Here is a 22,113-nt window from a genome sequence, read left to right on the forward strand (position 1 = left end):
TCTGAAACCGCCCGCCCGCTTTCGCGGCGCGGGCGGTTCCGTTTCGGGGCGGACCCTCAGATCGGCACGGGGCCCGGCGGCGGCGGGCCGGGCGGGATCGGCTGCGGCGCATCTGGCGGCGGCGAGACCGGCGGCACATCGGGGTCGGTGGGAGGGGCTTCCTGCGGACCGGTTGGCGGCGCCTCGACCGGCGGCTCGATCGCGGGCTCGGTCGGAGGCACCAGCGGCGGCTCCTCGGAGGGCATCTCACCGGGAAGATCGGGCCCCGGCGGCACAGGCACAGGATCGGAAGGCGGAACGTCGACCGACGCCCGCAGGGCGGGGTGTATGTCTATGTTGCTCATGGCGACGAAACGCGCCACCGCAGCGGCAGGTTCCCCAACCTTCGGGAGACCCCGTCACGCCCTCGAAGGGGTGATATCAGCCGGCGCGCGCCTCGGCCTCGACCTCGTCGGCCAGCGCGTTGATGTCCTCGAGAACCTTGGAGAGAAGCCCCACCGCCACGTCGTTTTCGGCAATGAGCTGCTCGATTTCATCGTCGGACAGATGACGCGCGACACTCTCGGATCTCATCGCGTTGGAAGCGAGCATCGCAGCCTTGGCTTCCGTGATTCGCACCCGGTCTTCCGCCGCACGCAGATGTTCCGCCGCCTCGTCGAGCTGGCGCTGCATGCCGGCAAGCCGGTCGGCGAGCATGAGCCCGGCCAGAAGCAGCGTGCGCTTCTCGGTCATGCCGCCGATGGCGACGACCTGCTGCGCCTCGGCATCGAAGAGCCCCGCGGCATGCTCGAGCGATTTCTCCTCGCCGGCCTCGCAGGCGACCTCGTAGACCCGGCCCCCGATTTCGAGAATGAGTTCGGGCATGCTCAGGCCTCCTCGATCAGAGGTTTCAACTGCGAGATGAGATCGTCGAGCGCCGCGACATCCTTGTCGCGCTTGGCGCGGATGCCGACGAGCTCATCGAGAAGCTTCGCCTTGTCGTTCTCGAGCGATGCGATGCGCTGGCGCATGGCATCATCGTCCGGAGCTTCCCCCGATGTCCTGCGCGCCGCCACTGCCGCCCGCAGCCGGTCGAGGGCACGGGCGAATTGCGTTTCAAGTTCGTTTATCTGACCCATATGTGCTCTTCCGAAACCTGTGCGACCAGTTTTAGGCAGGCCTCCGTGACAATGCAATCAGCGCAGGGCACTCCGGCCACACACTGTGGCAAGCGCGCCCTCGGCCGAGGAAACCGGCGGGAAACCCGCCCGAAGCGGTGGGATCGCGCCAAAAGTCGGTGCCAGGGCCGCCTGAGGGGGGCGAAACCGCCTTGACCCTTGTTTCCGGGCTGCTATCAGTGCGCCACATTCCGGTTCCGCCGTCTTTCTTGGGCGCGAAACCGATCTGCATGAAAGGTCTCGACCTTGGATATCAGCGAACTCCGCGAACTTCATCCCGCCCATTGGGAGAAGGCGGCCGCCCTTCGGGTCCTCGCCATGGACGCCGTCCAGCAGGCCAACTCGGGTCATCCCGGCATGCCGATGGGCATGGCGGACGTGGCGACGGTCCTCTTCGAGAAGCATCTGAAATTCGACGCGCGCGACCCGCACTGGCCGGACCGCGACCGCTTCGTGCTCTCCGCCGGGCACGGCTCGATGCTGCTCTACGGGCTGCTCTATCTCTGTGGCTACGAGGACATGTCCATCGAGGACATCCGCAACTTCCGCCAGCTCGGCTCGAAATGCGCCGGCCACCCGGAATACGGACACGCCACCGGCATCGAGACAACGACCGGCCCGCTCGGCCAGGGTCTCGCCACCGCGGTCGGCATGGCGCTTGCCGAGGAAAGCCTCGCGGCGCAGTTCGGCCGCAAGGTCGTCGATCACCACACCTATGTGATCGCGGGAGACGGCTGTCTGATGGAGGGCGTGAGCCAGGAAGCCATCGGGCTTGCCGGCATGCAGAAGCTCTCGCGACTGATTGTCTTCTGGGACAACAACGGCATCTCGATCGACGGCAAGGTCTCGCTGTCGGACATCACCGACCAGGCGGCGCGCTTCGCGGCCTCCGACTGGTCCGTGCATGCCTGTGACGGCCACGACCCGGAAGATATCGACCGGGCGATCCGCGAGGCGAAGGCGTCCGACCGGCCCGCGCTGATCGACTGCCGGACCCATATCGGTTTCGGCTCGCCCAACAAGCAGGACACCAAGGGCGCGCATGGCTCGCCCCTCGGACCCGACGAGATCGCGACGGTTCGCGAGATCTACGGCTGGTCGCATCCCGCCTTCGAGATTCCGGGCAACATCCTCGAGGCCTGGCGCGCCATCGGCTCTCGCGGCGGTGCCGCGCGCGAGGCCTGGTCCGAGCGGCTGGCGAAGCTCACGGGGCGCAAGCAGACCGAGTTCGCCCGCCTGATCGCCGGCGAAGCGCCGCGGAAGCTCGTCACCGCGCTCACGAACTTCCGCAAGGCCCAGGTCGAGGCCGCGCCGAAGCTCGCGACGCGCTCGGCCTCCGAGAAGGTGCTCGAGGTCATCAACGAGGTCATGCCCGAGACGATCGGCGGTTCGGCGGACCTTACCGGCTCGAACAACACGCTGACCAAGGGGCTCGGCATCTTCGCCGCGGAAAACCGCGCGGGACGCTATGTGCATTACGGCATCCGCGAGCACGGCATGGCGGCGGCGATGAACGGCATCGCGCTCCATGGCGGCCGCGTGCCCTACGGCGGCACCTTCCTCGTCTTCAGCGATTACGCTCGTGGCGCGATCCGTCTCTCGGCGCTGATGAAGCAGCGGGTGGTCTATGTCTTCACCCATGACTCCATCGGTCTTGGCGAGGACGGTCCGACGCATCAGCCGGTCGAGCACATGGCCGCCCTGCGCGCGATGCCCGATCTCGCGGTCTTCCGCCCGGCCGACATGGTCGAGACGGTGGAAGCCTGGGAGATCGCGCTCACCGGCGCGGCGCGGCCTTCGATCCTCGCGCTGACCCGCCAGGGGCTGCCGACGCTGCGCGAGACGCATGGCCGGGCCAATCTCTCGGCGCGTGGTGCCTATGTGCTGGCGGAAGCCGAGGGACGGCGGCGGGCGATCCTGCTCGCAACCGGCTCCGAGGTCGAGGTGGCCATGGCGGCCCGGGCGATCCTGCAGGAGAAGGGGATCGGCACGCGCGTCGTCTCCATGCCCTGCTGGGAGCTCTTCTCGGAGCAGGACGAGAGCTACCGCCGGCGGGTCCTTCCCGCGGGTGCGGTGCGCGTCGGCATCGAGGCGGCCGGCTCCATGGGCTGGGACCGCTGGCTCTGCGGCGAGCGGGGCTCCGACAAGAAGGCGGCCTTTGTCGGCATGGAAGGCTTCGGCGCTTCCGGCCCGGCACCGGAGCTCTTCAAACACTTCGGAATCACGGCGGAAGCGGTTGCAGAAAGGGTCGAGAACCTGCTGTAACGAAGCGGATCCGTCCGGTTCGGGCAACACAACTGATTGGCGAGGAACGCATGGCCTGGAAGACACTCGACGATATGGAACTCTCGGGAAAGGTCGTGCTGACCCGCGTCGACATCAACGTTCCCGTCGAGGCGGGGAAGGTGACCGACGCGACGCGGATCGAGCGGATCGCGCCGACCGTCAAGGACATCCTCGCCAAGGGCGGGAAGCCGGTGCTTCTCGCCCATTTCGGCCGCCCGAAGGGCAAGGTCGTGCCGGAGATGAGCCTCCGGATGACCCTGCCGGCGCTCGAGAAGGTTCTCGGCGTGCCGGTGGCGTTTGCCGAGGATTGTGTCGGCGACGTGGCGGAAAAGGCGATTGCCGATCTGCCTCCAGGATCGGTGCTGCTGCTCGAGAACACCCGCTTCCACGCCGAGGAAGAGAAGAACGACCCGGCTTTCGCCAAGGCGATGGCCGCGATCGGCGATGTCTACTGCAACGACGCCTTCTCCGCGGCACACCGGGCACACGCCTCGACCGAAGGGATCGCGCGCCTGCTGCCGGCCTGCGCCGGGCGGCTGATGCAGGCCGAGCTCAGCGCGCTCGAAAAGGCGCTCGGTGCGCCGGAACGGCCCGTCGTCGCGGTTGTCGGCGGGGCAAAGGTGTCGACCAAGCTCGAGCTTCTCGGCAACCTCATCGACAAGGTCGACAGCATCGTCATCGGCGGCGGCATGGCCAACACGTTCCTCGCCGCCCAGGGCATCGATGTCGGGAAATCGCTCTGCGAGCATGACATGACCGGCACGGCGCAGGAGATCATGGCCAAGAGCGAGGCGGCGAACTGCACGCTGGTGCTGCCGACCGATGTCGTCATCGCGCGCGAGTTCAAGGCCAATGCGCCCCACGAGATCGTCGCGGCGAATGCCTGCCCGGCGGATGCGATGATCCTCGATGCGGGCCCGGCAACCATCGCCCAGATCGCGCTGGTCTTCGAGGCGGCGAAGACAATCGTCTGGAACGGGCCGCTCGGCGCCTTCGAGATCGCGCCGTTCAACGCGGCGACCGATGCGGCCGCGAAGCGGGCGGCGGCGCTGACCAAGGCCGGCCGGGTGCTGACCGTCGCGGGCGGCGGCGATACGGTCGCCGCGCTCAACGCCAGCGGCGCCGCGGAAGACTTTACCTATGTCTCCACCGCCGGAGGCGCATTTCTCGAATGGCTGGAGGGCAAGGTGCTGCCCGGCGTCGCCGCGCTCGAACAGTCCTGAGTTTGTATTTGCCACTGTGAAGGAACGATCATGAAGGCGACACGTACAGTCCAGAAGATCCTCGCCAATTACGAAGGCGAAACGCCGGGCGTCAAAGCCAAGCTCTGCGATATGCTGATGTCCGGCAAGCTCGGCGGCACTGGCAAGATGATCATCCTGCCGGTGGACCAGGGCTTCGAGCACGGCCCGGCCCGCAGCTTCGCGCCGAACCCGGCCGGCTATGACCCGCATTACCACTACCAGCTCGCGATCGACGCCGGCCTCAACGCCTATGCCGCTCCGCTCGGGCCGCTCGAAGCCGGTGCCGACACCTTTGCCGGCCAGATCCCGACGATCCTCAAGGTCAACTCCGCCAACTCGCTGATGTCGGGCACAGCGGCGAAGAACCAGGCCGTGACGGCGTCGGTCGACGACGCGCTGCGCCTCGGCTGCGCCGCAATCGGCTTCACGATCTATCCGGGCTCCGACAGTGCCCTCGACATGTTCGAGGAGATCGTCGAGATGCGGAAGGAAGCCGCGGCCAAGGGCATCGCCACCGTGATCTGGTCCTACCCGCGCGGGGAAGGTATCACCAAGGACGGCGAAACCGCTGTCGACGTCGGCGCCTATGCCGCCCACATCGCGGCGTTGCTCGGCGCCCACATCATCAAGATCAAGCTCTCGACCGATCACGTGATGCAGCCCGAGTGCCAGAAGGTCTATGCCGAGCAGGGCATCGACATCTCCACCCTCGCCGCCCGCGTGAAGCACTGCGTGCAGTCCTCGTTCAACGGCCGTCGTCTGATCGTCTTCTCCGGCGGGGCCTCGAAGGGCGCCGACGCGGTCTATGACGACGCCCGCGCGATCCGCGACGGCGGCGGCAACGGCTCGATCATCGGCCGCAACAGCTTCCAGCGTTCGCGCGAAGATGCGCTCGAGATGCTCGGCAAGCTGGTCGACATCTACAAGGGCAAGGGCTGATCCCGGCCTACGCCTAGAATGTGACGGATTCGGGGGATTTCCATGTCCCCCGAATTCTGCCAGAGTTCCTGAACGGGCAGGAAACAAGAAGTGGCAGGTCATGCACCCGGAACTCGAATCGCGCGGCCTCAGCGCCGGTAGTGCGGTCTTTGCGATCGTCATGATCGCTCTCGTCTGTTATCTCACCTTCGCAGCCCTTCAGGGCGAATACGGCCTCTTCCGCCTCTTCCAGATCGAGGCGCAGGAGACGCGGCTGGAAGCCGAGCTCGCAGCCCTCCAGACACAGCGTGCGGCGATCGAGAACAAGACCGAGCGGCTTTCAGTCGATCATCTGGATCTCGAACTGCTCGACGAACAGGCCCGCAAGGTGCTCGGTCTCGCCCGGGCCGACGAGATCATCATCCGCTAATCGGCGAAGGCGCGCTCTCTGAGGGCTTCGACTGTTGCAAGCGATGCACAGATCGCCCGGTGCGCTGTGGCATCCCTGCCGCTGCATTTTCGTCTTTCGCGCAATCCCTGCCGGCCAGTTCTCGCTTTGTGTCGATCGGCGGCATGATTTCGCGATTCCGGCCGAAATCTGCCTACCAAATGCGCTTCCGGCCTTCCAAATTTCCCGCAGGCCGTTATAATCAAAAATGGTTCAACGTTAAACCATCGTGAGGGGAAACGCATGGCGACCAGCAAACCAGCCGGAAAGCCCAATTCAGCCACCAAGGAGGAGCTCCAGACCTACTACAAGGAGATGCTCCTGATCCGGCGCTTCGAAGAGAAGGCCGGGCAGCTTTACGGCATGGGACAGATCGGGGGATTCTGTCACCTCTACATCGGACAGGAGGCCGTCGTCGTCGGCCTCGAGTCGGCGGCGAAGGAAGGCGACCAGCGCGTCACCACCTACCGCGACCATGGACACATGCTCGCCTGCGGCATGGACCCCAAGGGGGTCATGGCCGAGCTCACAGGCCGCGAGGGAGGCTACTCCCGCGGCAAGGGCGGCTCGATGCACATGTTCTCCAAGGAAAAGGAATTCTACGGCGGCCACGGCATCGTGGGCGCGAACGTCCCGATTGGCGCGGGCCTTGCCTTTGCCAACAAGTACCGGGGCAATGACAACGTCGCCTTCACCTATTTCGGTGATGGTGCCGCCAACCAGGGCCAGGTCTACGAGACCTTCAACATGGCCTCGCTCTGGAAGCTTCCGGTGATCTTCGTCATCGAGAACAACCAGTATGCGATGGGCACCTCGCTCGCCCGCGCGTCCTCCACGCCGGCGCTCTACACCCGCGGCGAGGCCTTCGGCATCCCCGGCGAGGCGGTCGACGGCATGGACGTGCTGGCCGTGCGCGATGCAAGCCAGAAGGCCACCGCGCACTGCCGCGCGGGAGACGGCCCCTACATCCTCGAAATGAACACCTATCGCTATCGCGGCCACTCGATGTCCGACCCGGCGAAATACCGTACGCGCGAAGAGGTGCAGAAGATGCGCGAGGAGCGCGATCCGATCGACCACGTGCGCGAACTGCTCGTTTCCTCGGACTACGCCACCGAAGACGACCTCAAGGCGATCGACAAGGAGATCAAGTCCGTCGTGAATGACGCCGCGAAATTTGCCCAGGAGAGCCCGGAACCCGCCGAGGCCGAACTCTGGACCGACGTGTATCGCTGAGGGGGGACGACAGATGGCAACACAGATTCTCATGCCCGCGCTTTCTCCGACGATGGAAGAAGGCACGCTCGCAAAGTGGCTGAAGAAGGAAGGCGACACGGTGTCTTCCGGTGACATCCTCGCCGAGATCGAGACCGACAAGGCGACGATGGAGTTCGAGGCGGTCGACGAGGGCATCCTCGGCAAGATCGTCGTGCCCGAGGGCACCGCAGGGGTGAAGGTGAACACGCCCATCGCCGTGCTGCTCGAGGAAGGCGAGGACGCGTCCGCCGCCGACAACCTGTCGACGGATGCCGCTCCGGCCGCCGAGGAAGCTCCTGCCGCGGAAGCCGGTGCCGACCTGCCGGACGAGGGCCCGGGCGCGCAGCCCAAGGTTCCCGCCGCCGTGGACGTTCCGGAGACGCCGGAAGTTCCCGAAGGCACCACCTACAAGTCCCAGACCGTGCGCGAAGCGCTCCGCGACGCCATGGCCGAGGAAATGCGGCGCGATGGCGACGTGTTCCTGATGGGTGAGGAGGTCGCCGAATATCAGGGCGCCTACAAGATCAGCCAGGGTCTGCTCGACGAGTTCGGCGGCCAGCGGGTGATCGACACGCCGATCACCGAGCACGGCTTTGCCGGGCTTGCGGTTGGTGCGGCCTTTGCCGGTCTCAAGCCGATCGTCGAGTTCATGACCTTCAACTTCGCGCTGCAGGCCATCGACCATATCATCAACTCGGCGGCCAAGACCCTCTACATGTCGGGCGGCCAGATGGGTTCGCCGATCGTCTTCCGTGGCCCGAACGGCGCCGCGGCGCGCGTGGCGGCCCAGCACAGCCACGATTTCGCCACCACCTATGCGCAGGTGCCCGGCCTCAAGGTCGTGCAGCCCTATTCGGCGGCCGATGCCAAGGGTCTGCTCAAGGCGGCGATTCGCGACCCGAACCCGGTCATCTTCCTCGAGAACGAGATCCTCTACGGCCGCAGCTTCGACGTGCCGGAGCTCGACGATTTCGTACTCCCGATCGGCAAGGCCCGCATCGCGCGGCGCGGAACGGATGTCACCATCGTGAGCTTCGGCATCGGCATGACCTATTCCATGCAGGCGGCCGAAGAACTCGAGAAGGAAGGCATCTCGGCCGAGGTCATCGACCTGCGCTCGCTGCGTCCGCTCGACACGGAAACCGTCATCCGCTCGGTGCAGAAGACCAACCGCTGCATCACCGTCGAGGAAGGCTTCCCGGTCTGCTCGATCGGCAACCACATCTCGGCCGTGCTGATGCAGGAGGCCTTCGACTATCTCGATGCCCCCGTGATCAACTGCACCGGCAAGGACGTGCCCATGCCCTATGCAGCCAATCTCGAGAAGCTCGCGCTGGTCACGACCGCCGAAGTGATCGCCGCCGTCAAGGCCGTCACCTACCGCTGAGGAGAAGAGCACAATGCCCATCAACATCCTGATGCCCGCTCTCTCTCCGACGATGGAGGAGGGCACCCTCGCCCGCTGGCTGAAGAAGGAAGGCGACACGGTTTCTTCCGGCGATATCCTCGCCGAGATCGAGACCGACAAGGCGACGATGGAGTTCGAGGCGGTCGAGGAAGGCACGCTCGGCAAGATCGTCGTTCCCGAGGGCACTGCGGGCGTGAAGGTCAACGACCTGATCGCCGTGATGCTCGAGGAAGGCGAGAGCGCCGACGACATCCCCTCCGATCCGGGGGCTGCGCCTGCAGCCTCTTCCTCGGCTCCGGCCGAGGAAGCTCCCGCCGCTGATGAGAAGAAACCCGCAGCAGCCGAAGCTGCCGCGCCGGCCCCCGCAGCGCCCAAGTCGGCGGACGGCGGCCGGATCTTCGCCTCACCGCTCGCCCGCCGCATCGCGGCCGAGAAGGGGCTCGATCTCGCCAAGGTCAAGGGAACCGGCCCGAACGGCCGGATCGTGAAGGCCGATGTCGAGAACGCCAAGCCCGAAGCGGCTGCACCGGCCTCGGCCCCGGCGGCAGCGGCCTCCGCTCCGGCGGCGGCAGCGGCCCCGGCCGCTGGCCCCAGCGCCGACGCGATCAAGAAGATGTATGCCGACCGGAGCTTCGAGGAAGTCACCCTCGACGGCATGCGCAAGACCATTGCTGCGCGTCTCACCGAAGCCAAGCAGACGATCCCGCATTTCTACCTGCGCCGCGAGATCCGTCTTGATCCGCTGCTGGCCTTCCGCGGCCAGCTCAACAAGGAGCTCGCCGACCGGGGCGTGAAGCTCTCGGTCAACGACTTCATCATCAAGGCCTGTGCCCAGGCGCTTCAGCAGGTTCCGGACTGCAATGCGGTCTGGGCCGGCGACCGGGTGCTGAAGTTCAAGGCCTCCGATGTCGCGGTGGCCGTGGCGATCGAGGGCGGCCTCTTTACCCCGCTCATCAAGGACGCCGACATGAAGTCGATGTCCGCGATCTCGGCGGAGATGAAGGACCTTGCCAAGCGGGCCCGTGACCGCAAGCTTGCTCCCCACGAATACCAGGGCGGCAGCTTCGCGATCTCCAACCTCGGCATGTTCGGGGTCGAGAATTTCGACGCGGTCATCAACCCGCCGCATGCCTCCATCCTCGCGGTGGGTGCAGGCGTGAAGAAGCCGATCGTCTCGGATGCGGGAGAGATTGAGGTCGCGACCATGATGTCGGTCACGCTCTCGGTCGACCATCGGGTCATCGACGGCGCGCTCGGGGCCCAGTTCCTCGACGCGCTCAAGACCGGGCTCGAAAAGCCCCTGACCATGCTCACCTGAGTCTCGGCGGCCGGCGCAGCCTTCGGGCCCGCGCCGGCCCAGCCCCTTGCCTCTTCCTCCCGGGAAGAGGCCTTCCGCCGTTCGATCAGCCGCGGACCAGCCACACGACAGCAACACCCGAAGCGACAGCGGCGAGCCCGAGGGCCCGCCGCTGTTCGGGATTCATGCGTGCAAGCACCGCCAGGAGTTCCTGGAGCCGGACCGGCGCCACCGCGAGGACGAGACCCTCGACGATGGCGACCATTCCGAGGCCGAAGAGAAGATCCCTGATCATTCCCCGACGGCGGGCGCGTCTCCGGCGGACGCGGCAGGCGCGTCCTCGACAGTCGCCGCGGCCGGCGCCTGTGCGGAAGAAGGCAACGTGCCCGAACGCGACAGCGGTGACTTCAGGTAGTCGAAGAAGGCACTGTCCGGCTCGAGCATCATCGTGGTGTTGCCGCTCTTGAGCGCCGAGCCATAGGCCTGCATCGAGCGGGTGAAGCTGAAGAACTCCGGATCGGCCGTATAGGCATCCGCAAGAATGCTGTTCCGCTGCGCATCGGCTTCACCGCGGATGATGTTGGCATCGCGCTCTGCCTCGGAGACGATCTCGATCGCGGTCCGGTCGGCCTGAGCCCGCACACGCTGTGCCGCCTCGTTACCGCGTGCCCGCTCGTCCGCCGCTTCACGCTCGCGCTCGGCCTGCATCCTCTGGAATGTTGCCTCGAGGTTCTGCTCCGGCAGATCCGCGCGCTTCAGGCGCACGTCGATGATGTTGATGCCGAGCGCACGCGCCTCCAGGATCGAGGCGTCTCGGATCCGGTTCATCAGACCGACACGATCCGGCGAGAGCACCGCCTCGGAACGGACGGCACCCAGCGCTTCGCGGATGTTCGCCCGCAGGATCGAGCTCAGCCGCTGCTCGGCGGAGGAAACCCCGCCCGCGCCGATCGCGCGGCGGAACTGCTCGACGTCCTGAATACGCCAGCGCGCGAAGGCATCGACGATCAGACGACGGTCGTCGAGCGGTGTGACTTCGAGCGCCTGCGTCTCGAGACCCTGGATACGGGCATCATAGAAGACGACGTTCTGGATGAAGGGAATCTTGAAGGCGAGGCCAGGCTCTTCCTTCACCGATTTCACCTGGCCGAACTGCAGCACCATGGCCTTCTGGCGCTCGTCCACGATGAAGATCGAATTGGCGAGCAGGAAGACGATGACGGCGACGACAATCGCGATGACGGGAAGCTTGCGCATCAGTTGGCCCCTCCGGTGCTGGTGGTCGTCGGCACGGCGCCCGAGCGGAGTTCATTGAGCGGGAGATAGGGCACGACGCCCTGAGCATTCCCCGTGGGCGTGTCGAGCAGATACATCTGCACGCTGCCAAGCACGCCTTCCATCGTTTCGAGATAGAGGCGCTCGCGGGTGACATCCGGTGCCTTGAGGTATTCGGTGAGCACGGCGCTGAAGCGGCTTGCATCACCCTGCGCGGAGTTCACTTCCCGCGCACGGTAGCCCTCGGCCTCCTGCACGATCTCGGCAGCCTGACCGCGCGCCCCGGCGAGGCGCTCGTTGGCATAGGCATCCGCGCGGTTCTGAAGCGTCGAGCGCTCCTGGCGTGCGGCCTGCACCTCGCGGAAGGCGTCGATCACTTCGGCGGGCGGATCGGCCTTGTCGAAGTTGAGGCGGACGATGTTCACGCCCGAGCCATATTCGTCGAGGGTGGACTGGATGAGATCCTGCACCTCCTGGCTGATGACACCACGGTCGCGGTTGAGGATCGGCGCGAGTTCGGAGCGCGCCACCACCTCGCGCATCGCCGACTCGGCCACCGCCTCGATGGTCGACTGGGGATTCGACAGGTTGAAGAGGAATTCCTCGGGATTGCGGACGTTCCAGACCACCTCGAAGTTGATGTCGACGATGTTCTCGTCGCCGGTCAGCATGAGGCCCGCACTCGCACCACGCACCGTGCCCGCACCGATCTCCACCGTCTGCTCCCGGAAGGCCGGAATGATCACATGCGTGACGATCGGCCAGGGCGCAAAGTTGAGGCCAGGCCCGCCGACACAATCGCCGCGGCACTCGCCAAGGGTCAGTTCCACGGAGCGTTCGAAGTCCTGCACGCGGTAGAACGACATCGCGAGCCAGCCAACGAGCAGCACGCCGACGACGACAAGAATGCCGATCCGGCTGAAGCCGCCCCCGCCCCCGCCGGAGCCGCCGGACGGGCCGCGCCCGGAGCCGCCCGAGCGTCCGCCCATCAGGATCTTGAGCTGCTCCTGGCCCTTGCGCACGATCTCGTCAATGTCCGGCACCGGCGGCTGACCGCCAGGACCGCCGTTGCCGCGGCCGCCACGATCGCCGCGTTCACCGCCGCCCCAGGGTCCCTTGCCGCCACCGCCCTGATTGCCGCCGCCTTTCTTGCCGCTGCCCCAGGGCCCGCCGTCATTGCTATATGGCATCCGCCGCTGCGCTCCTCTCTCATTTATTTCGCGTTTTCCGCCCCGCTCCCGCACCCCGGGGAACCTCGCGGCTTTCGCGTGTTAAATCAATCCGTCATTCAACCGGCGAGCGCATGGTGACCAGTTCTTCGGCCGCCGTGGGATGCACCGCCATGGTGGCGTCGAAGTCTTCCTTTGTCGCGCCCATCCGCATGGGGATCGCGACAAGTTGTGCCATCTCGCCCGCGCCATGGCCGACGATATGGCAACCCAGTACCTTGCGGTCCGCCTTGGAGACGATGAGCTTCATCATCATGCGCTCGGGCCGGCCGCCAAGCGTATTCAGCATCGGGCGAAACACGGAGCGATAGATCTCGACCTCACCCGCCGCGCGTGCCTCGGCCTCGGTGAGCCCGACGGTTCCCGCTTCGGGCTGGGTGAAGATCGCCGTGGGGATCAGCCGGTGGTCAGGCCGGACCGCCCGCGCGCCGAAAACCGTATCGGCGAAGGCATGGCCCTCGCGAATCGCAACCGGTGTCAACGCGGCCCGGTCGGTCACGTCGCCCACGGCATAGACAGACGGCACGGAGGTCTGGGACCATTCATCGACCACGATCGCGCCATTGCCCTTGAGCTTCACCCCGAGAGCTTCGAGCCCGAGCCCGGACGTGTTCGGCACGCGCCCGGTTGCGAACATGACCTGATCGACCCGGTGGCATTCACCATTGTCGAGCGTGACCTCGAGCTCGTCGCCGGATTTCTCGACCGTAACCACGTCGCGCTGGATCTCGACCACCACGCCGCGCGCCCGCATCGCATCGGCGACGTGATCACGGATGTCCTGATCGAAGCCGCGCAGGATCTGGTCGCCACGGTAGAGCTGGCGGACATGGGTGCCGAGCCCGTTCATGATCCCGGCGAATTCTGAGGCGATATAGCCGCCGCCGACGATGATCATGCGCCGTGGCTGCGTCTCCAGGTCGAAGATCTCGTTCGAGGTGATGCCGAGTTCCGCGCCCGGAATCTCCGGAACGAAAGGCGTTCCGCCGGTCGCGATCAGCACATGCTTCGCGCTGTAGTGCGCACCGGTCGCGAGCGTGATCTCGTGGGGCGACTCGAGCCGCGCGCGGGCACCGAAGACCTGTACGCCCGTCTTCTGGAGATTGCCGTGATAGATCGCCTCGAGCCGCGAGATCTCCGCATCCTTGGCCGCGATCAGCCGCGACCAGTCGAAGCTTCGCGGCCCGACCGTCCAGCCGAAACCTGCGGCATCCTCGAAGGCATCGGGAAACCCGCTGGCGTAGACCATCAGCTTCTTCGGAACGCAGCCACGGATGACGCAGGTGCCGCCGTAGCGATATTCCTCGGCAAGGCCGACGCGCGCGCCATGCTGGGCTGCAATGCGCGCAGCGCGAACACCACCCGACCCGCCGCCGATCACGAAAAGGTCGAAGTCGAAATCAGTCATTTCACGCGTTCTCGGCTCCGGTTCAGGCGTCTTCGTTTCGCATTTGCTCGCCCAGATCTAATATCGACTTTCGCTCGATCAACTCACTCTCGCCGTTTTCATCACCGATAATCACGGCATCTGCCATGCCAATGAAAAGTCCGTGATCGACAACGCCCGGCAACTGGCTGAGAGCGCGGGCAAGCGCAGGCGGATCGCCGATGCGGCCGAGGTGAAGGTCGAGGATGTGATGCCCCTCGTCGGTCACCAGCGGGTGCCCCGAGGACATGCGCAGGCTGATCTCCCGCCCGTCCACATCCAGATCCTGCAGCGTGCGCGCGATGGCCGCCTCCGTCACCCGATGGCCGAAGCGGACAACCTCGACGGGCAGGGGAAAGGCGCCCAGATGCTCGACCTGCTTGCCGCGGTCGGCGATCACCACCATGCGGCGGCTGGCGGAGGCGACGATCTTCTCCTGAAGGAGCGCGGCCCCGCCGCCCTTGGTGAGGTTGAGCGCCACATCGAACTCGTCCGCGCCGTCGACGGTCATGTCAATCGTGCCCGCCTCGTCGAGGGACTTGAGCGGCACACCGAGCTCGCGGGCGAGCCACATGGTGGTGCTGGAGGTCGCGACACCGACGACCGCGAGCTCGTTGGCGCGGATCCGCTCGGACAGAAGACGCACGAACCACGCGGCGGTCGAGCCGGTGCCGAGCCCAAGCGTCATGCCCGACTCCACCAACTCCAACGCCCTGCGCGCGGCGCTGCTTTTCGCAATGTCGGCGGGTGACAGGCTGTTCGACATGGGGTCCCTCCCGAGGAAACACCGGCGATTTATAGGCGCTTTGACGGGGGACCGGAAGGCGCATTCCGGCCCGAAGCGGCGCACGATCGCCCGCGAATGTCGCTATTCGCCGCGTGCGACGCCAGCTTTTCGCCCCAGGATCGAAGCCTTCGCACCACGGGGCGGAGCGTCATGTTCCTCAGCGTCTTCGATATCTTCAAGGTCGGCATCCGGCCATCCTCGAGCCATAAGATGGGGCCGATGGTTGCCGCCGGCCGCTTCCTCGAAGCCCTGCGCGGCGGCGATGACCGCTGCCGGGCTCGCCGCCGTGCTGGGTGGCACGCCGCGCCAGATCGAGAACGCAGCCGAGATCGCGCTCGAGCACCATCTCGGCATGACCTGCGACCCGATCGCCGGACTGGTGCAGGCGCCCTGCATCGAGCGCAACGGGCTCGGGGCGATCAAGGCCGTCTCGGCCGCCTCCCTCGCGCTCCGGGGCGACGGCTGGCATCTGGTGAGCCTTGATGCCTGTATCGAGACGATGCGGCAGACCGGTCGCGACATGGACGAAAGGCACAAGGAGACATCCTTGGGCGGCCTCGCGATCAATGTGCCCAATTGTTGAGCGTTTGCGGAATGCTGCCCGAAGAAGCGGCGCCGCGCGATTGACAGGCCTCCCCCTCCCCTCAAGATGTCTCGCAACATCCCTGAGACCGGAGGTATCCGCCCATGAGCTCCCGCGCCATCCTGCATCGCGTCGGCCTCGCCACCCTGACCTGCGCGCTCGCCGCCCCGGCCTTTGCACACACCGGCCATCCCGAAGGCAGCGGCTTCGGCGCGGGCTTTCTGCACCCGCTGCTTGGCGCCGACCACCTCGCAGCAATGGTCGCCGTGGGCCTCTGGGCGGCATTCCTCGGCGGAAGAGCCGTCCTTGCCCTGCCGCTCGCCTTTCCGGCGGCGATGGCCGCGGGCGCCGGGCTTGGCGCCGCGGGGCTTGCCGTTCCGGCGCTCGAAACGGGAATTGCGGCTTCGGTTCTGGTGATCGGTCTCTGCACCGCGCTGGCGCTGCGTGCGCCGGTCTGGCTCGCCTCCGGCGCCGTCGGGGTCTTCGCGCTCTTTCATGGCGCCGCCCATGGCGCTGAAATGCCAGCGGGCGCGCACTGGGCCAGCTATGCGGCCGGCTTCCTCCTGGCAACGGCGATGCTGCACGCCGCAGGGCTTGGCCTCGGCCTGCTCGGGCGCAACCCTGCCGGCAAGATCGCGGCGCGCGCGACTGCTGGTCTGATCGCCATCGCGGGCGCGAGCTTCCTCGCGGGAGCCATCTGAAGCCCTCCCGGCGGCCTAGTATCGGTAGAAGATATGGCCGCCCAGCTCGCTGGTCTGCTGGAATGCGTCGGACCAGTCCGGCTTGACCGAACGGCCATGATAGAAGAGCGCGCCGTCTGTCGGATCGGGGATCCTGTCCGCGAGGACCGCACGGGCGGTTTCCATCGCCTTGTCCCGGCTCTTCCGGTCGGCCAGCACCTCCGGTTTTCCGTCGCAATTATAGGAAAACTGGCAGCCCTGCCGCACGACGGCACAGACCGTATCGGGGAAATCCGGGCTCAGCGCACGATTGACCACGACATGGGCCACGGCCGCGCGGCTCTTGGCGCTTGTGCCCCGGGCCTCGAAATAGACCGCCTCGGCAAGACAGCGCGTCGCTGCCGCGATCGGCTCGCCTCCGGGCGCCTCGGTCGGCATGACCGGACGGGCAAGCGGAGCTGGCACGATCGGCGCGTGCACGAGACGCAGCGGCACGTTCATCATGACGGCGGCCGGAATGATGGCCAGAAGCGCGACAAGCGGCAGGACGACGCGGTAGCGCATTGGTAAGTCCCCCTCGGATACAACCCTCGGGAACCAACGTGCCACCGCGTTAACCGTTCTGCAATTGAACTCGCATCGGCGGATATCCGCCGATGCCTCAGGCCTGGAGTTCCTGCAGCGCCATGACCTCGAGCTCGCCATCGAGCCGGTTCTGCATCGCGAGCGCCGCCGCGCGCGATCCGGCTGCCGTGGTGAAATAGGGGATCTTGCCCGAGAGCGCGAGCGCACGGATCTCGCGGCTGTCGGCGATCGACTGGGCGCCTTCGGTCGTGTTGAAGACCACCTGCACCCCGCCGTCCTTCATCAGGTCGACGATGTCGGGGCGGCCTTCATAGACCTTGTTCACCCGCGTGGCCGCGATGCCATTTTCCGTCAGGAAGCTTGCCGTGCCGCCGGTCGCCACAAGCTTGAAGCCGAGCCCTGTCATGATGCGGGCCGCCTCGAGCATGAGCTCGTCCTTGTCGCTGTCCTTGACCGAAACGAACACGGTGCCCTGCGTCGGCAGCGCGGTGCCCGCCCCGAGCTGTGCCTTGAGGAAGGCGCGGCTGAAGCTCCGGTCAAGCCCCATGACCTCACCGGTCGAGCGCATTTCCGGGCCAAGGATCGTGTCGACGCCGGGGAAGCGGTTGAAGGGCATCACCGCTTCCTTCACCGCGATATGGGAAATGTCCGGCGATTTCACCGGCAGGTTCGCAAGCGGCTCGCCGGCCATCACCCGCGCCGCGAGGCCGGCGATCGGCGAGCCGACGGCCTTCGCCACGAAGGGCACGGTGCGCGAAGCGCGCGGGTTCACCTCGAGAACGAAGATCTCTCCGTCCTTGATCGCGAACTGCACGTTCATCAGCCCGACGACGTTGAGGCCCAGCGCCAGCGCACGGGTCTGCTCCTTCAGCAGATCGACGGTCTCGGGCGAGAGCGAATAGGGCGGAAGCGCGCAGGCGCTGTCGCCCGAATGCACGCCCGCTTCCTCGATATGCTCCATCACGCCTGCGACGTGCACATCAATGCCGTCGGAGATCGCATCCACATCGACCTCGACCGCGCCGGTCAGATAGCTGTCGAGCAGCACCGGGTTCTCGCCGGAGACATGCACCGCCTCGGAGATGTAGCGCTGAAGATGCGCGTCATCGCGCACGATCTCCATTGCCCGGCCCCCCAGCACGTAGGAGGGGCGGATCACCAGCGGATAGCCGATCCGCTTCGCGACCTCTTCGGCCTCCCGCGGCGAGCGGGCAAGTCCGTTCACCGGCTGCTTGAGCTCGAGCTTCATCAGGAGCTGCTGGAAGCGCTCCCGGTCTTCGGCGAGATCGATCGCGTCGGGGCTGGTGCCGAGGATAGGGATACCCGCATCGTGCAGCGCATTGGCAAGCTTCAGCGGCGTCTGGCCGCCGAACTGGACGATCACACCCTTGAGCGTGCCGTTCTCCTGCTCGACCCGCAGGATCTCGAGCACGTTCTCGAGCGTCAGGGGTTCGAAATAGAGCCGGTCGGAGGTGTCGTAGTCGGTCGAAACCGTCTCGGGGTTGCAGTTGACCATGATGGTCTCGTAGCCCGCATCCGAAAGCGCGAAGCAGGCATGGCAGCAGCAATAGTCGAACTCGATGCCCTGCCCGATCCGGTTCGGGCCGCCGCCAAGGATCACCACCTTGTTGCGTGCGCTCGGGCGCGCCTCGCATTCGGTGAAGCCCATCGCATCGGCCTCGTAGGTCGAATACATGTAAGGTGTCTGCGCCTCGAACTCGGCCGCGCAGGTGTCGATCCGCTTGAAGACCGGGCGCACGTTGAAGCGCTGGCGCTCGGCGCGCACCGAGGTTTCCGTCCGCGCGGTGAGCGTCGCAAGGCGGGCGTCCGAGAAGCCCATCATCTTCAGCCGGCGCAGTTCGGCCTCCGAACGCGGCAGACCTTCCTCGCGCAGGCGGGCTTCCTCGTCGACGATCTCGCGGATCCGGGCGAGGAACCAGGGATCGTAGGCGGTGACAGCCGCGATCTCGTCATCGCTGAGCCCGTGGCGCATCGCCTGCGCCGCGACGCGCAGCCGGTCGGGCGTGCGGAGCGAGAGCGCCTTGGTGACGGCCGCCTTCACCTCCGCCAGGGGCGTTCCTTCGCCCACACCGTCGATCTCGACCTCGTCGAAGCCGGTCAGGCCGGTCTCGAGCGAGCAGAGCGTCTTCTGCACGCTTTCGTGGAAGGTCCGGCCGATCGCCATCGCCTCGCCCACCGATTTCATCGCGGTGGTGAGCAGCGGCTCGGCGCCGGGGAACTTCTCGAAGGCAAAGCGCGGGATCTTGGTGACCACATAATCGATGGTCGGCTCGAAGCTCGCGGGCGTGACCTGCGTGATATCGTTGTCGAGTTCGTCGAGCGTGTAGCCGACGGCGAGCTTCGCGGCGATCTTGGCGATCGGGAAGCCGGTCGCCTTGGACGCGAGCGCCGAGGAGCGCGAGACGCGCGGGTTCATCTCGATGACAACGAGGCGACCGGTTTCAGGCTGCACGGCAAACTGGACGTTGGAGCCGCCGGTTTCCACCCCGATCTCGCGCAGGACCGCGATCGAGGCATTGCGCATCATCTGGTATTCCTTGTCGGTGAGCGTCAGCGCCGGGGCGACAGTGATCGAATCGCCGGTGTGCACGCCCATCGGATCGATGTTCTCGATCGAGCAGATGATGATGCAGTTGTCCGCCTTGTCGCGGACCACCTCCATCTCGAATTCCTTCCAGCCGAGCAGGCTCTCGTCGATGAGGATCTGGCTCACCGGGCTTGCATCGAGGCCGGTCTTGCAGATGCGCTCGTAATCCTCGCGGTTGTAGGCCACGCCGCCGCCGGTACCGCCGAGGGTGAAGGCGGGGCGGATGATCGCGGGAAGGCCCACGGTCTCGATCGCGGCCATGGCGTCCTCGATCGACTCGGCGATCGTCGCCTTCGGGTTCTCGAGCCCGATCCGCTCCATCGCCTCGCGGAAGAGCGCGCGGTCCTCGGCCTTCTCGATCGCCTCGCGCTTCGCCCCGATCAGCTCGACATTAAACTTGTCGAGCACGCCCATGTCGGCGAGCTTCAGAGCGGTGTTGAGGCCGGTCTGGCCGCCCATGGTCGGCAGGAGCGCGTCGGGGCGTTCCTTCTCGATGATCTTCGCAACGATCTCGGGCGTGATCGGCTCGATATAGGTTGCATCCGCCATGTCGGGATCGGTCATGATCGTGGCCGGGTTCGAATTTACCAGGACGACCCGGTATCCCTCCTCGCGAAGTGCCTTGCAGGCTTGCGCGCCGGAATAGTCGAACTCACAGGCCTGGCCGATCACGATCGGTCCCGCTCCGATGATCATGATCGAGCGGATATCTTCTCTTTTCGGCATCTTGGCCTCGCCACGACTGGCCCGCTTCGCACAGCAAAACGGGGGGACGGGATTCGCCCCTTACTTCGGTAAATCGCCGTGGTTATAGATGGCACCTCGGGCGGTGCAAGACCCTTCGGCCCGGCCGGCGTCCACAAGCCGCCGATGTTGCGCCATCCGCGCGCAGGCGGGCAGAGGTGAGGGAAGCGGGCCGATGACGGATGCGGCGGATCTTCGGTGGCGCCGGGCGGAGTTTCTCCTCCTCTATGTCGGGCTGCCCGTGGTCTTTGCCCTCGCACTCCCCTCCGTGCTGCTGCCCGCGGGCTTTCTCGGGGCCACGGCACTCGCCCTCCTGATGCTCGCCCGCACGCCGGGGTTTTCCTGGAGCGAGCTGCTCGAGGGCTGGCGCGGGCTCGACGTCCGGCTCATCGTCGGCGTCGCGCTTGCCGTCTCCCTCGCACTCGGCGCCCTCGTCTGGCTGCTCCTGCCTGGCCAGGCGCTGGCGCTGCCGCGCTTCGCGACCGGGCTCTGGATCGCGATCCTCCTGCTCTATCCCTGGCTTTCGGCGCTGCCGCAGGAGGTGATGTTCCGCGTGCTCTTCTTCCGCCGCTACGGCGCGCTCTTCCCCGACCGGCGGATTGCGGTCGGGATCAATGGTGCGGTCTTCGGCCTCGCCCATCTCGCCTACTGGAACTGGGTCGCCGTGCCGCTCGCGACCCTTGGCGGCATGCTCTTCGCCGAGGCCTATCTGCGCCGGGGCGGCTTCCCGATGGCAAGCGTGCTGCATTCGGTCTGCGGCATGCTCGTCTTCACCAGCGGCCTCGGCCTCTTCTTCTATCACGGCGCGATCGGGCGCTGAGCCCGGGCCGGGTCAGCCGTGGCGCGCGAACTGCGAGATCTCGTGGAGCGCAGCATAGTCCGGCACGGCGCGTTCCGCCTCCTTCAGCCGCGCCATGGCGTCGGGAATATAGGCCCGCGTCAGCGGCACGGCGGTCTGTTCGCGGGCGAGCTGGAGGTGGAAGACGTGGATGGCGTCATACCGAAACGAGACTTCCGAACCGGCGAGGTAGAAGTCCCACATCCTGAGGAACTGCTCGTCATAGAGCGCCAGAACCTCCTCGCGACGGGCAAGGAAACGCTCCCGCCAGGCCTTGGTCGTTTCGGCATAATGCAGCGAGAGGATCTCGGTATCCCGCACCAGAAGCCCCGCCGCCTCGACCGCGGGCAGAACCTCCGAAAGCGCCGGAATATAGCCGTCGGGGAAGACGTATTTCTCGATGAACGGGTGGTTGTAGGGCTCCGGATGCCGCTGCGCCATTGAATGGAGCAGCATCACGCCCTCGGGCTTCAGCAATCGCGCGACCGCATCGAAGTAGTCCGGGTAGTGGCGCAAGCCTACATGCTCGAACATGCCGACCGATACGATATTGTCGAAATTCTCCTCGACCAGCCTGTAGTCCTGCAGCCGGAACTCCACCCGATCGGAGAGACCGAGCGCCGCGGCACGGCTGCGCGAGACCCGGAGTTGCTCCTCGCTCAGCGTGATGCCGACGACCTTGGCGTCGCAGACCTGCGCGAGGTACAGCGCCATGCCGCCCCAGCCCGATCCGATGTCGAGCACCCTGGCGCCGGGCTTCACGCAGAGCTTCGCGGCAATCAGCCGTTTCTTGGCGAGCTGCGCCACCTCGAGCGGCACGCCGGGATGCTCGAAATAGGCACAGGAATACTGCATGTCGCCATCGAGAAAGAGGCGGTAGAGGCGTTCGTCGAGATCGTAGTGATGCGCGACATTGGCCCGTGCGCGCCGCGGATTGATCGCCTTCAGCCGGGGCGATTCCCGGAAGCGCCGCCAGCGGTGCAGGAGCTTCGCGAGCGGGGTGGCAAGCTGTGCGCCGCCATTGCGCTTGGCAAGCTCCACGAGATCGTAGACATCGCCCTCCTCCAGCGTTAGCCGGCCCGCGATATACATCTCCGGCACGCCGAGGTTGGGATCGGCAAACATCGCGCGGATCGCGCCCGTATCCCGGATATGCACATGTACAGGGGCGCCGCTTCCGTCACCGAGGCGCGCGCTCGCGCCGGACGGCAATGTGACGGTGAGGGCCCCCTCCTTGAAATGCCCCTGCACCGCCTTGAGGAAAAGTTTCTCAAGCATCACAGGCGAATTCTCGTTGTCCCCGTCGAGGGTAAGTCAACGCGGCCCTTGCGCCAAGAGACCCC

20 protein-coding genes and 2 pseudogenes are annotated in these 22,113 nt (G+C 66.2%); 11 read left to right on the plus strand and 11 right to left on the minus strand.

Translation table 11 applies throughout. The features are described from left to right. Nucleotides 1–56 precede the first annotated feature (56 nt). From ACF66B_RS10705 to ACF66B_RS10715, 3 genes are all read right to left on the minus strand, one after another. Complete coding sequence (locus ACF66B_RS10705) at nucleotides 57–344, minus strand: hypothetical protein (protein ID WP_162683374.1); 288 nt, start codon at nucleotides 342–344, stop codon at nucleotides 57–59. A 76-nt stretch (nucleotides 345–420) separates the two neighbouring features. Beyond that, nucleotides 421–864 carry a cell division protein ZapA gene (locus ACF66B_RS10710; protein WP_111431165.1) on the minus strand — a complete coding sequence of 148 codons (444 nt, stop codon included), beginning with the start codon at nucleotides 862–864 and terminating at the stop codon, nucleotides 421–423. Between the two features lie 2 nt (nucleotides 865–866). After that, entirely contained in the window at nucleotides 867–1,118 is a 252-nt protein-coding gene (locus ACF66B_RS10715) for a hypothetical protein (protein ID WP_111431164.1), read from the minus strand. A gap of 285 nt (nucleotides 1,119–1,403) precedes the next feature. Here ACF66B_RS10715 and tkt point away from each other — a divergent pair, with 285 nt between their 5' ends. The 7 genes from tkt (at nucleotide 1,404) to ACF66B_RS10750 (ending at nucleotide 10,036) form a co-directional block, all read left to right on the plus strand. Then, a complete protein-coding gene (gene tkt / locus ACF66B_RS10720; protein WP_111431163.1) occupies nucleotides 1,404–3,422 on the plus strand; it encodes a transketolase in 2,019 nt (672 codons plus the stop codon). 50 nt (nucleotides 3,423–3,472) lie between these two features. Beyond that, nucleotides 3,473–4,666, plus strand: a complete 1,194-nt coding sequence (locus ACF66B_RS10725; RefSeq protein WP_111431162.1) for a phosphoglycerate kinase — start codon at nucleotides 3,473–3,475, stop codon at nucleotides 4,664–4,666. A 30-nt stretch (nucleotides 4,667–4,696) separates the two neighbouring features. Next, a complete protein-coding gene (locus ACF66B_RS10730) occupies nucleotides 4,697–5,626 on the plus strand; it encodes a class I fructose-bisphosphate aldolase (RefSeq protein ID WP_111431161.1) in 930 nt (309 codons plus the stop codon). Between the two features lie 100 nt (nucleotides 5,627–5,726). Next, complete coding sequence (locus ACF66B_RS10735; RefSeq protein ID WP_111431160.1) at nucleotides 5,727–6,035, plus strand: septum formation initiator family protein; 309 nt, start codon at nucleotides 5,727–5,729, stop codon at nucleotides 6,033–6,035. 261 nt (nucleotides 6,036–6,296) lie between these two features. After that, a complete protein-coding gene (gene pdhA / locus ACF66B_RS10740) occupies nucleotides 6,297–7,289 on the plus strand; it encodes a pyruvate dehydrogenase (acetyl-transferring) E1 component subunit alpha (protein ID WP_111431159.1) in 993 nt (330 codons plus the stop codon). A 13-nt stretch (nucleotides 7,290–7,302) separates the two neighbouring features. Then, nucleotides 7,303–8,697: a pyruvate dehydrogenase complex E1 component subunit beta gene (locus tag ACF66B_RS10745; protein WP_111431158.1), complete on the plus strand. Its 1,395-nt coding sequence runs from the start codon at nucleotides 7,303–7,305 to the stop codon at nucleotides 8,695–8,697. Nucleotides 8,698–8,710: 13 nt separating this feature from the next. Then, nucleotides 8,711–10,036: a pyruvate dehydrogenase complex dihydrolipoamide acetyltransferase gene (locus ACF66B_RS10750; RefSeq protein ID WP_111431157.1), complete on the plus strand. Its 1,326-nt coding sequence runs from the start codon at nucleotides 8,711–8,713 to the stop codon at nucleotides 10,034–10,036. Nucleotides 10,037–10,121: 85 nt separating this feature from the next. Here ACF66B_RS10750 and ACF66B_RS10755 read toward each other — a convergent pair whose 3' ends face one another. From ACF66B_RS10755 to rpiA, 5 genes are all read right to left on the minus strand, one after another. Beyond that, the gene (locus ACF66B_RS10755) at nucleotides 10,122–10,310 is read right to left on the minus strand and encodes a DUF2065 family protein (protein ID WP_111431156.1); all 189 of its coding nucleotides are present in this window, start codon (nucleotides 10,308–10,310) and stop codon (nucleotides 10,122–10,124) included. Further along, nucleotides 10,307–11,272 carry a protease modulator HflC gene (gene hflC / locus ACF66B_RS10760; RefSeq protein WP_111431155.1) on the minus strand — a complete coding sequence of 322 codons (966 nt, stop codon included), beginning with the start codon at nucleotides 11,270–11,272 and terminating at the stop codon, nucleotides 10,307–10,309. Before hflC ends, ACF66B_RS10755 begins: the two co-directional genes overlap by 4 nt. Then, nucleotides 11,272–12,480: an FtsH protease activity modulator HflK gene (gene hflK, locus ACF66B_RS10765; protein WP_111431154.1), complete on the minus strand. Its 1,209-nt coding sequence runs from the start codon at nucleotides 12,478–12,480 to the stop codon at nucleotides 11,272–11,274. Before hflK ends, hflC begins: the two co-directional genes overlap by 1 nt. Nucleotides 12,481–12,574: 94 nt before the next feature. Then, nucleotides 12,575–13,927 carry a glutathione-disulfide reductase gene (gor, locus tag ACF66B_RS10770; protein ID WP_111431153.1) on the minus strand — a complete coding sequence of 451 codons (1,353 nt, stop codon included), beginning with the start codon at nucleotides 13,925–13,927 and terminating at the stop codon, nucleotides 12,575–12,577. Between the two features lie 22 nt (nucleotides 13,928–13,949). Beyond that, a complete protein-coding gene (rpiA, locus tag ACF66B_RS10775; RefSeq protein WP_111431152.1) occupies nucleotides 13,950–14,711 on the minus strand; it encodes a ribose-5-phosphate isomerase RpiA in 762 nt (253 codons plus the stop codon). Between the two features lie 171 nt (nucleotides 14,712–14,882). Between rpiA and ACF66B_RS10780 the strand changes: the two are divergent. From ACF66B_RS10780 to ACF66B_RS10790, 3 genes and pseudogenes are all read left to right on the plus strand, one after another. Next, nucleotides 14,883–14,945, plus strand: a pseudogene (locus tag ACF66B_RS10780) (hypothetical protein); the annotation flags it as partial. 40 nt (nucleotides 14,946–14,985) lie between these two features. Continuing rightward, a pseudogene (locus ACF66B_RS10785) lies at nucleotides 14,986–15,315 on the plus strand (L-serine ammonia-lyase, iron-sulfur-dependent, subunit alpha); the annotation flags it as partial. 104 nt (nucleotides 15,316–15,419) lie between these two features. Continuing rightward, on the plus strand, nucleotides 15,420–16,016 hold the full coding sequence (locus ACF66B_RS10790; protein ID WP_111431151.1) for a HupE/UreJ family protein: 597 nt from the start codon (nucleotides 15,420–15,422) through the stop codon (nucleotides 16,014–16,016). A 15-nt stretch (nucleotides 16,017–16,031) separates the two neighbouring features. Here the strand turns inward: ACF66B_RS10790 and ACF66B_RS10795 are convergent, their stop codons facing one another. Together ACF66B_RS10795 and carB are read right to left on the minus strand one after the other, a co-directional pair. After that, nucleotides 16,032–16,559, minus strand: coding sequence for a cell wall hydrolase (locus tag ACF66B_RS10795; protein ID WP_162683372.1), 528 nt, complete (start codon nucleotides 16,557–16,559; stop codon nucleotides 16,032–16,034). A 97-nt stretch (nucleotides 16,560–16,656) separates the two neighbouring features. Continuing rightward, nucleotides 16,657–19,914 carry a carbamoyl-phosphate synthase large subunit gene (carB, locus tag ACF66B_RS10800; RefSeq protein WP_111431149.1) on the minus strand — a complete coding sequence of 1,086 codons (3,258 nt, stop codon included), beginning with the start codon at nucleotides 19,912–19,914 and terminating at the stop codon, nucleotides 16,657–16,659. A 193-nt stretch (nucleotides 19,915–20,107) separates the two neighbouring features. Between carB and ACF66B_RS10805 the strand changes: the two genes are divergently transcribed. Further along, complete coding sequence (locus tag ACF66B_RS10805; RefSeq protein WP_162683371.1) at nucleotides 20,108–20,752, plus strand: type II CAAX endopeptidase family protein; 645 nt, start codon at nucleotides 20,108–20,110, stop codon at nucleotides 20,750–20,752. Nucleotides 20,753–20,764: 12 nt separating this feature from the next. Here the strand turns inward: ACF66B_RS10805 and ACF66B_RS10810 are convergent, their stop codons facing one another. Beyond that, nucleotides 20,765–22,048 carry a cyclopropane-fatty-acyl-phospholipid synthase family protein gene (locus tag ACF66B_RS10810; RefSeq protein ID WP_111431147.1) on the minus strand — a complete coding sequence of 428 codons (1,284 nt, stop codon included), beginning with the start codon at nucleotides 22,046–22,048 and terminating at the stop codon, nucleotides 20,765–20,767. Nucleotides 22,049–22,113 lie beyond the last annotated feature (65 nt).

The sequence above is a fragment of the Amaricoccus sp. B4 genome, from assembly GCF_043226085.1.
Lineage (GTDB): Bacteria > Pseudomonadota > Alphaproteobacteria > Rhodobacterales > Rhodobacteraceae > Amaricoccus.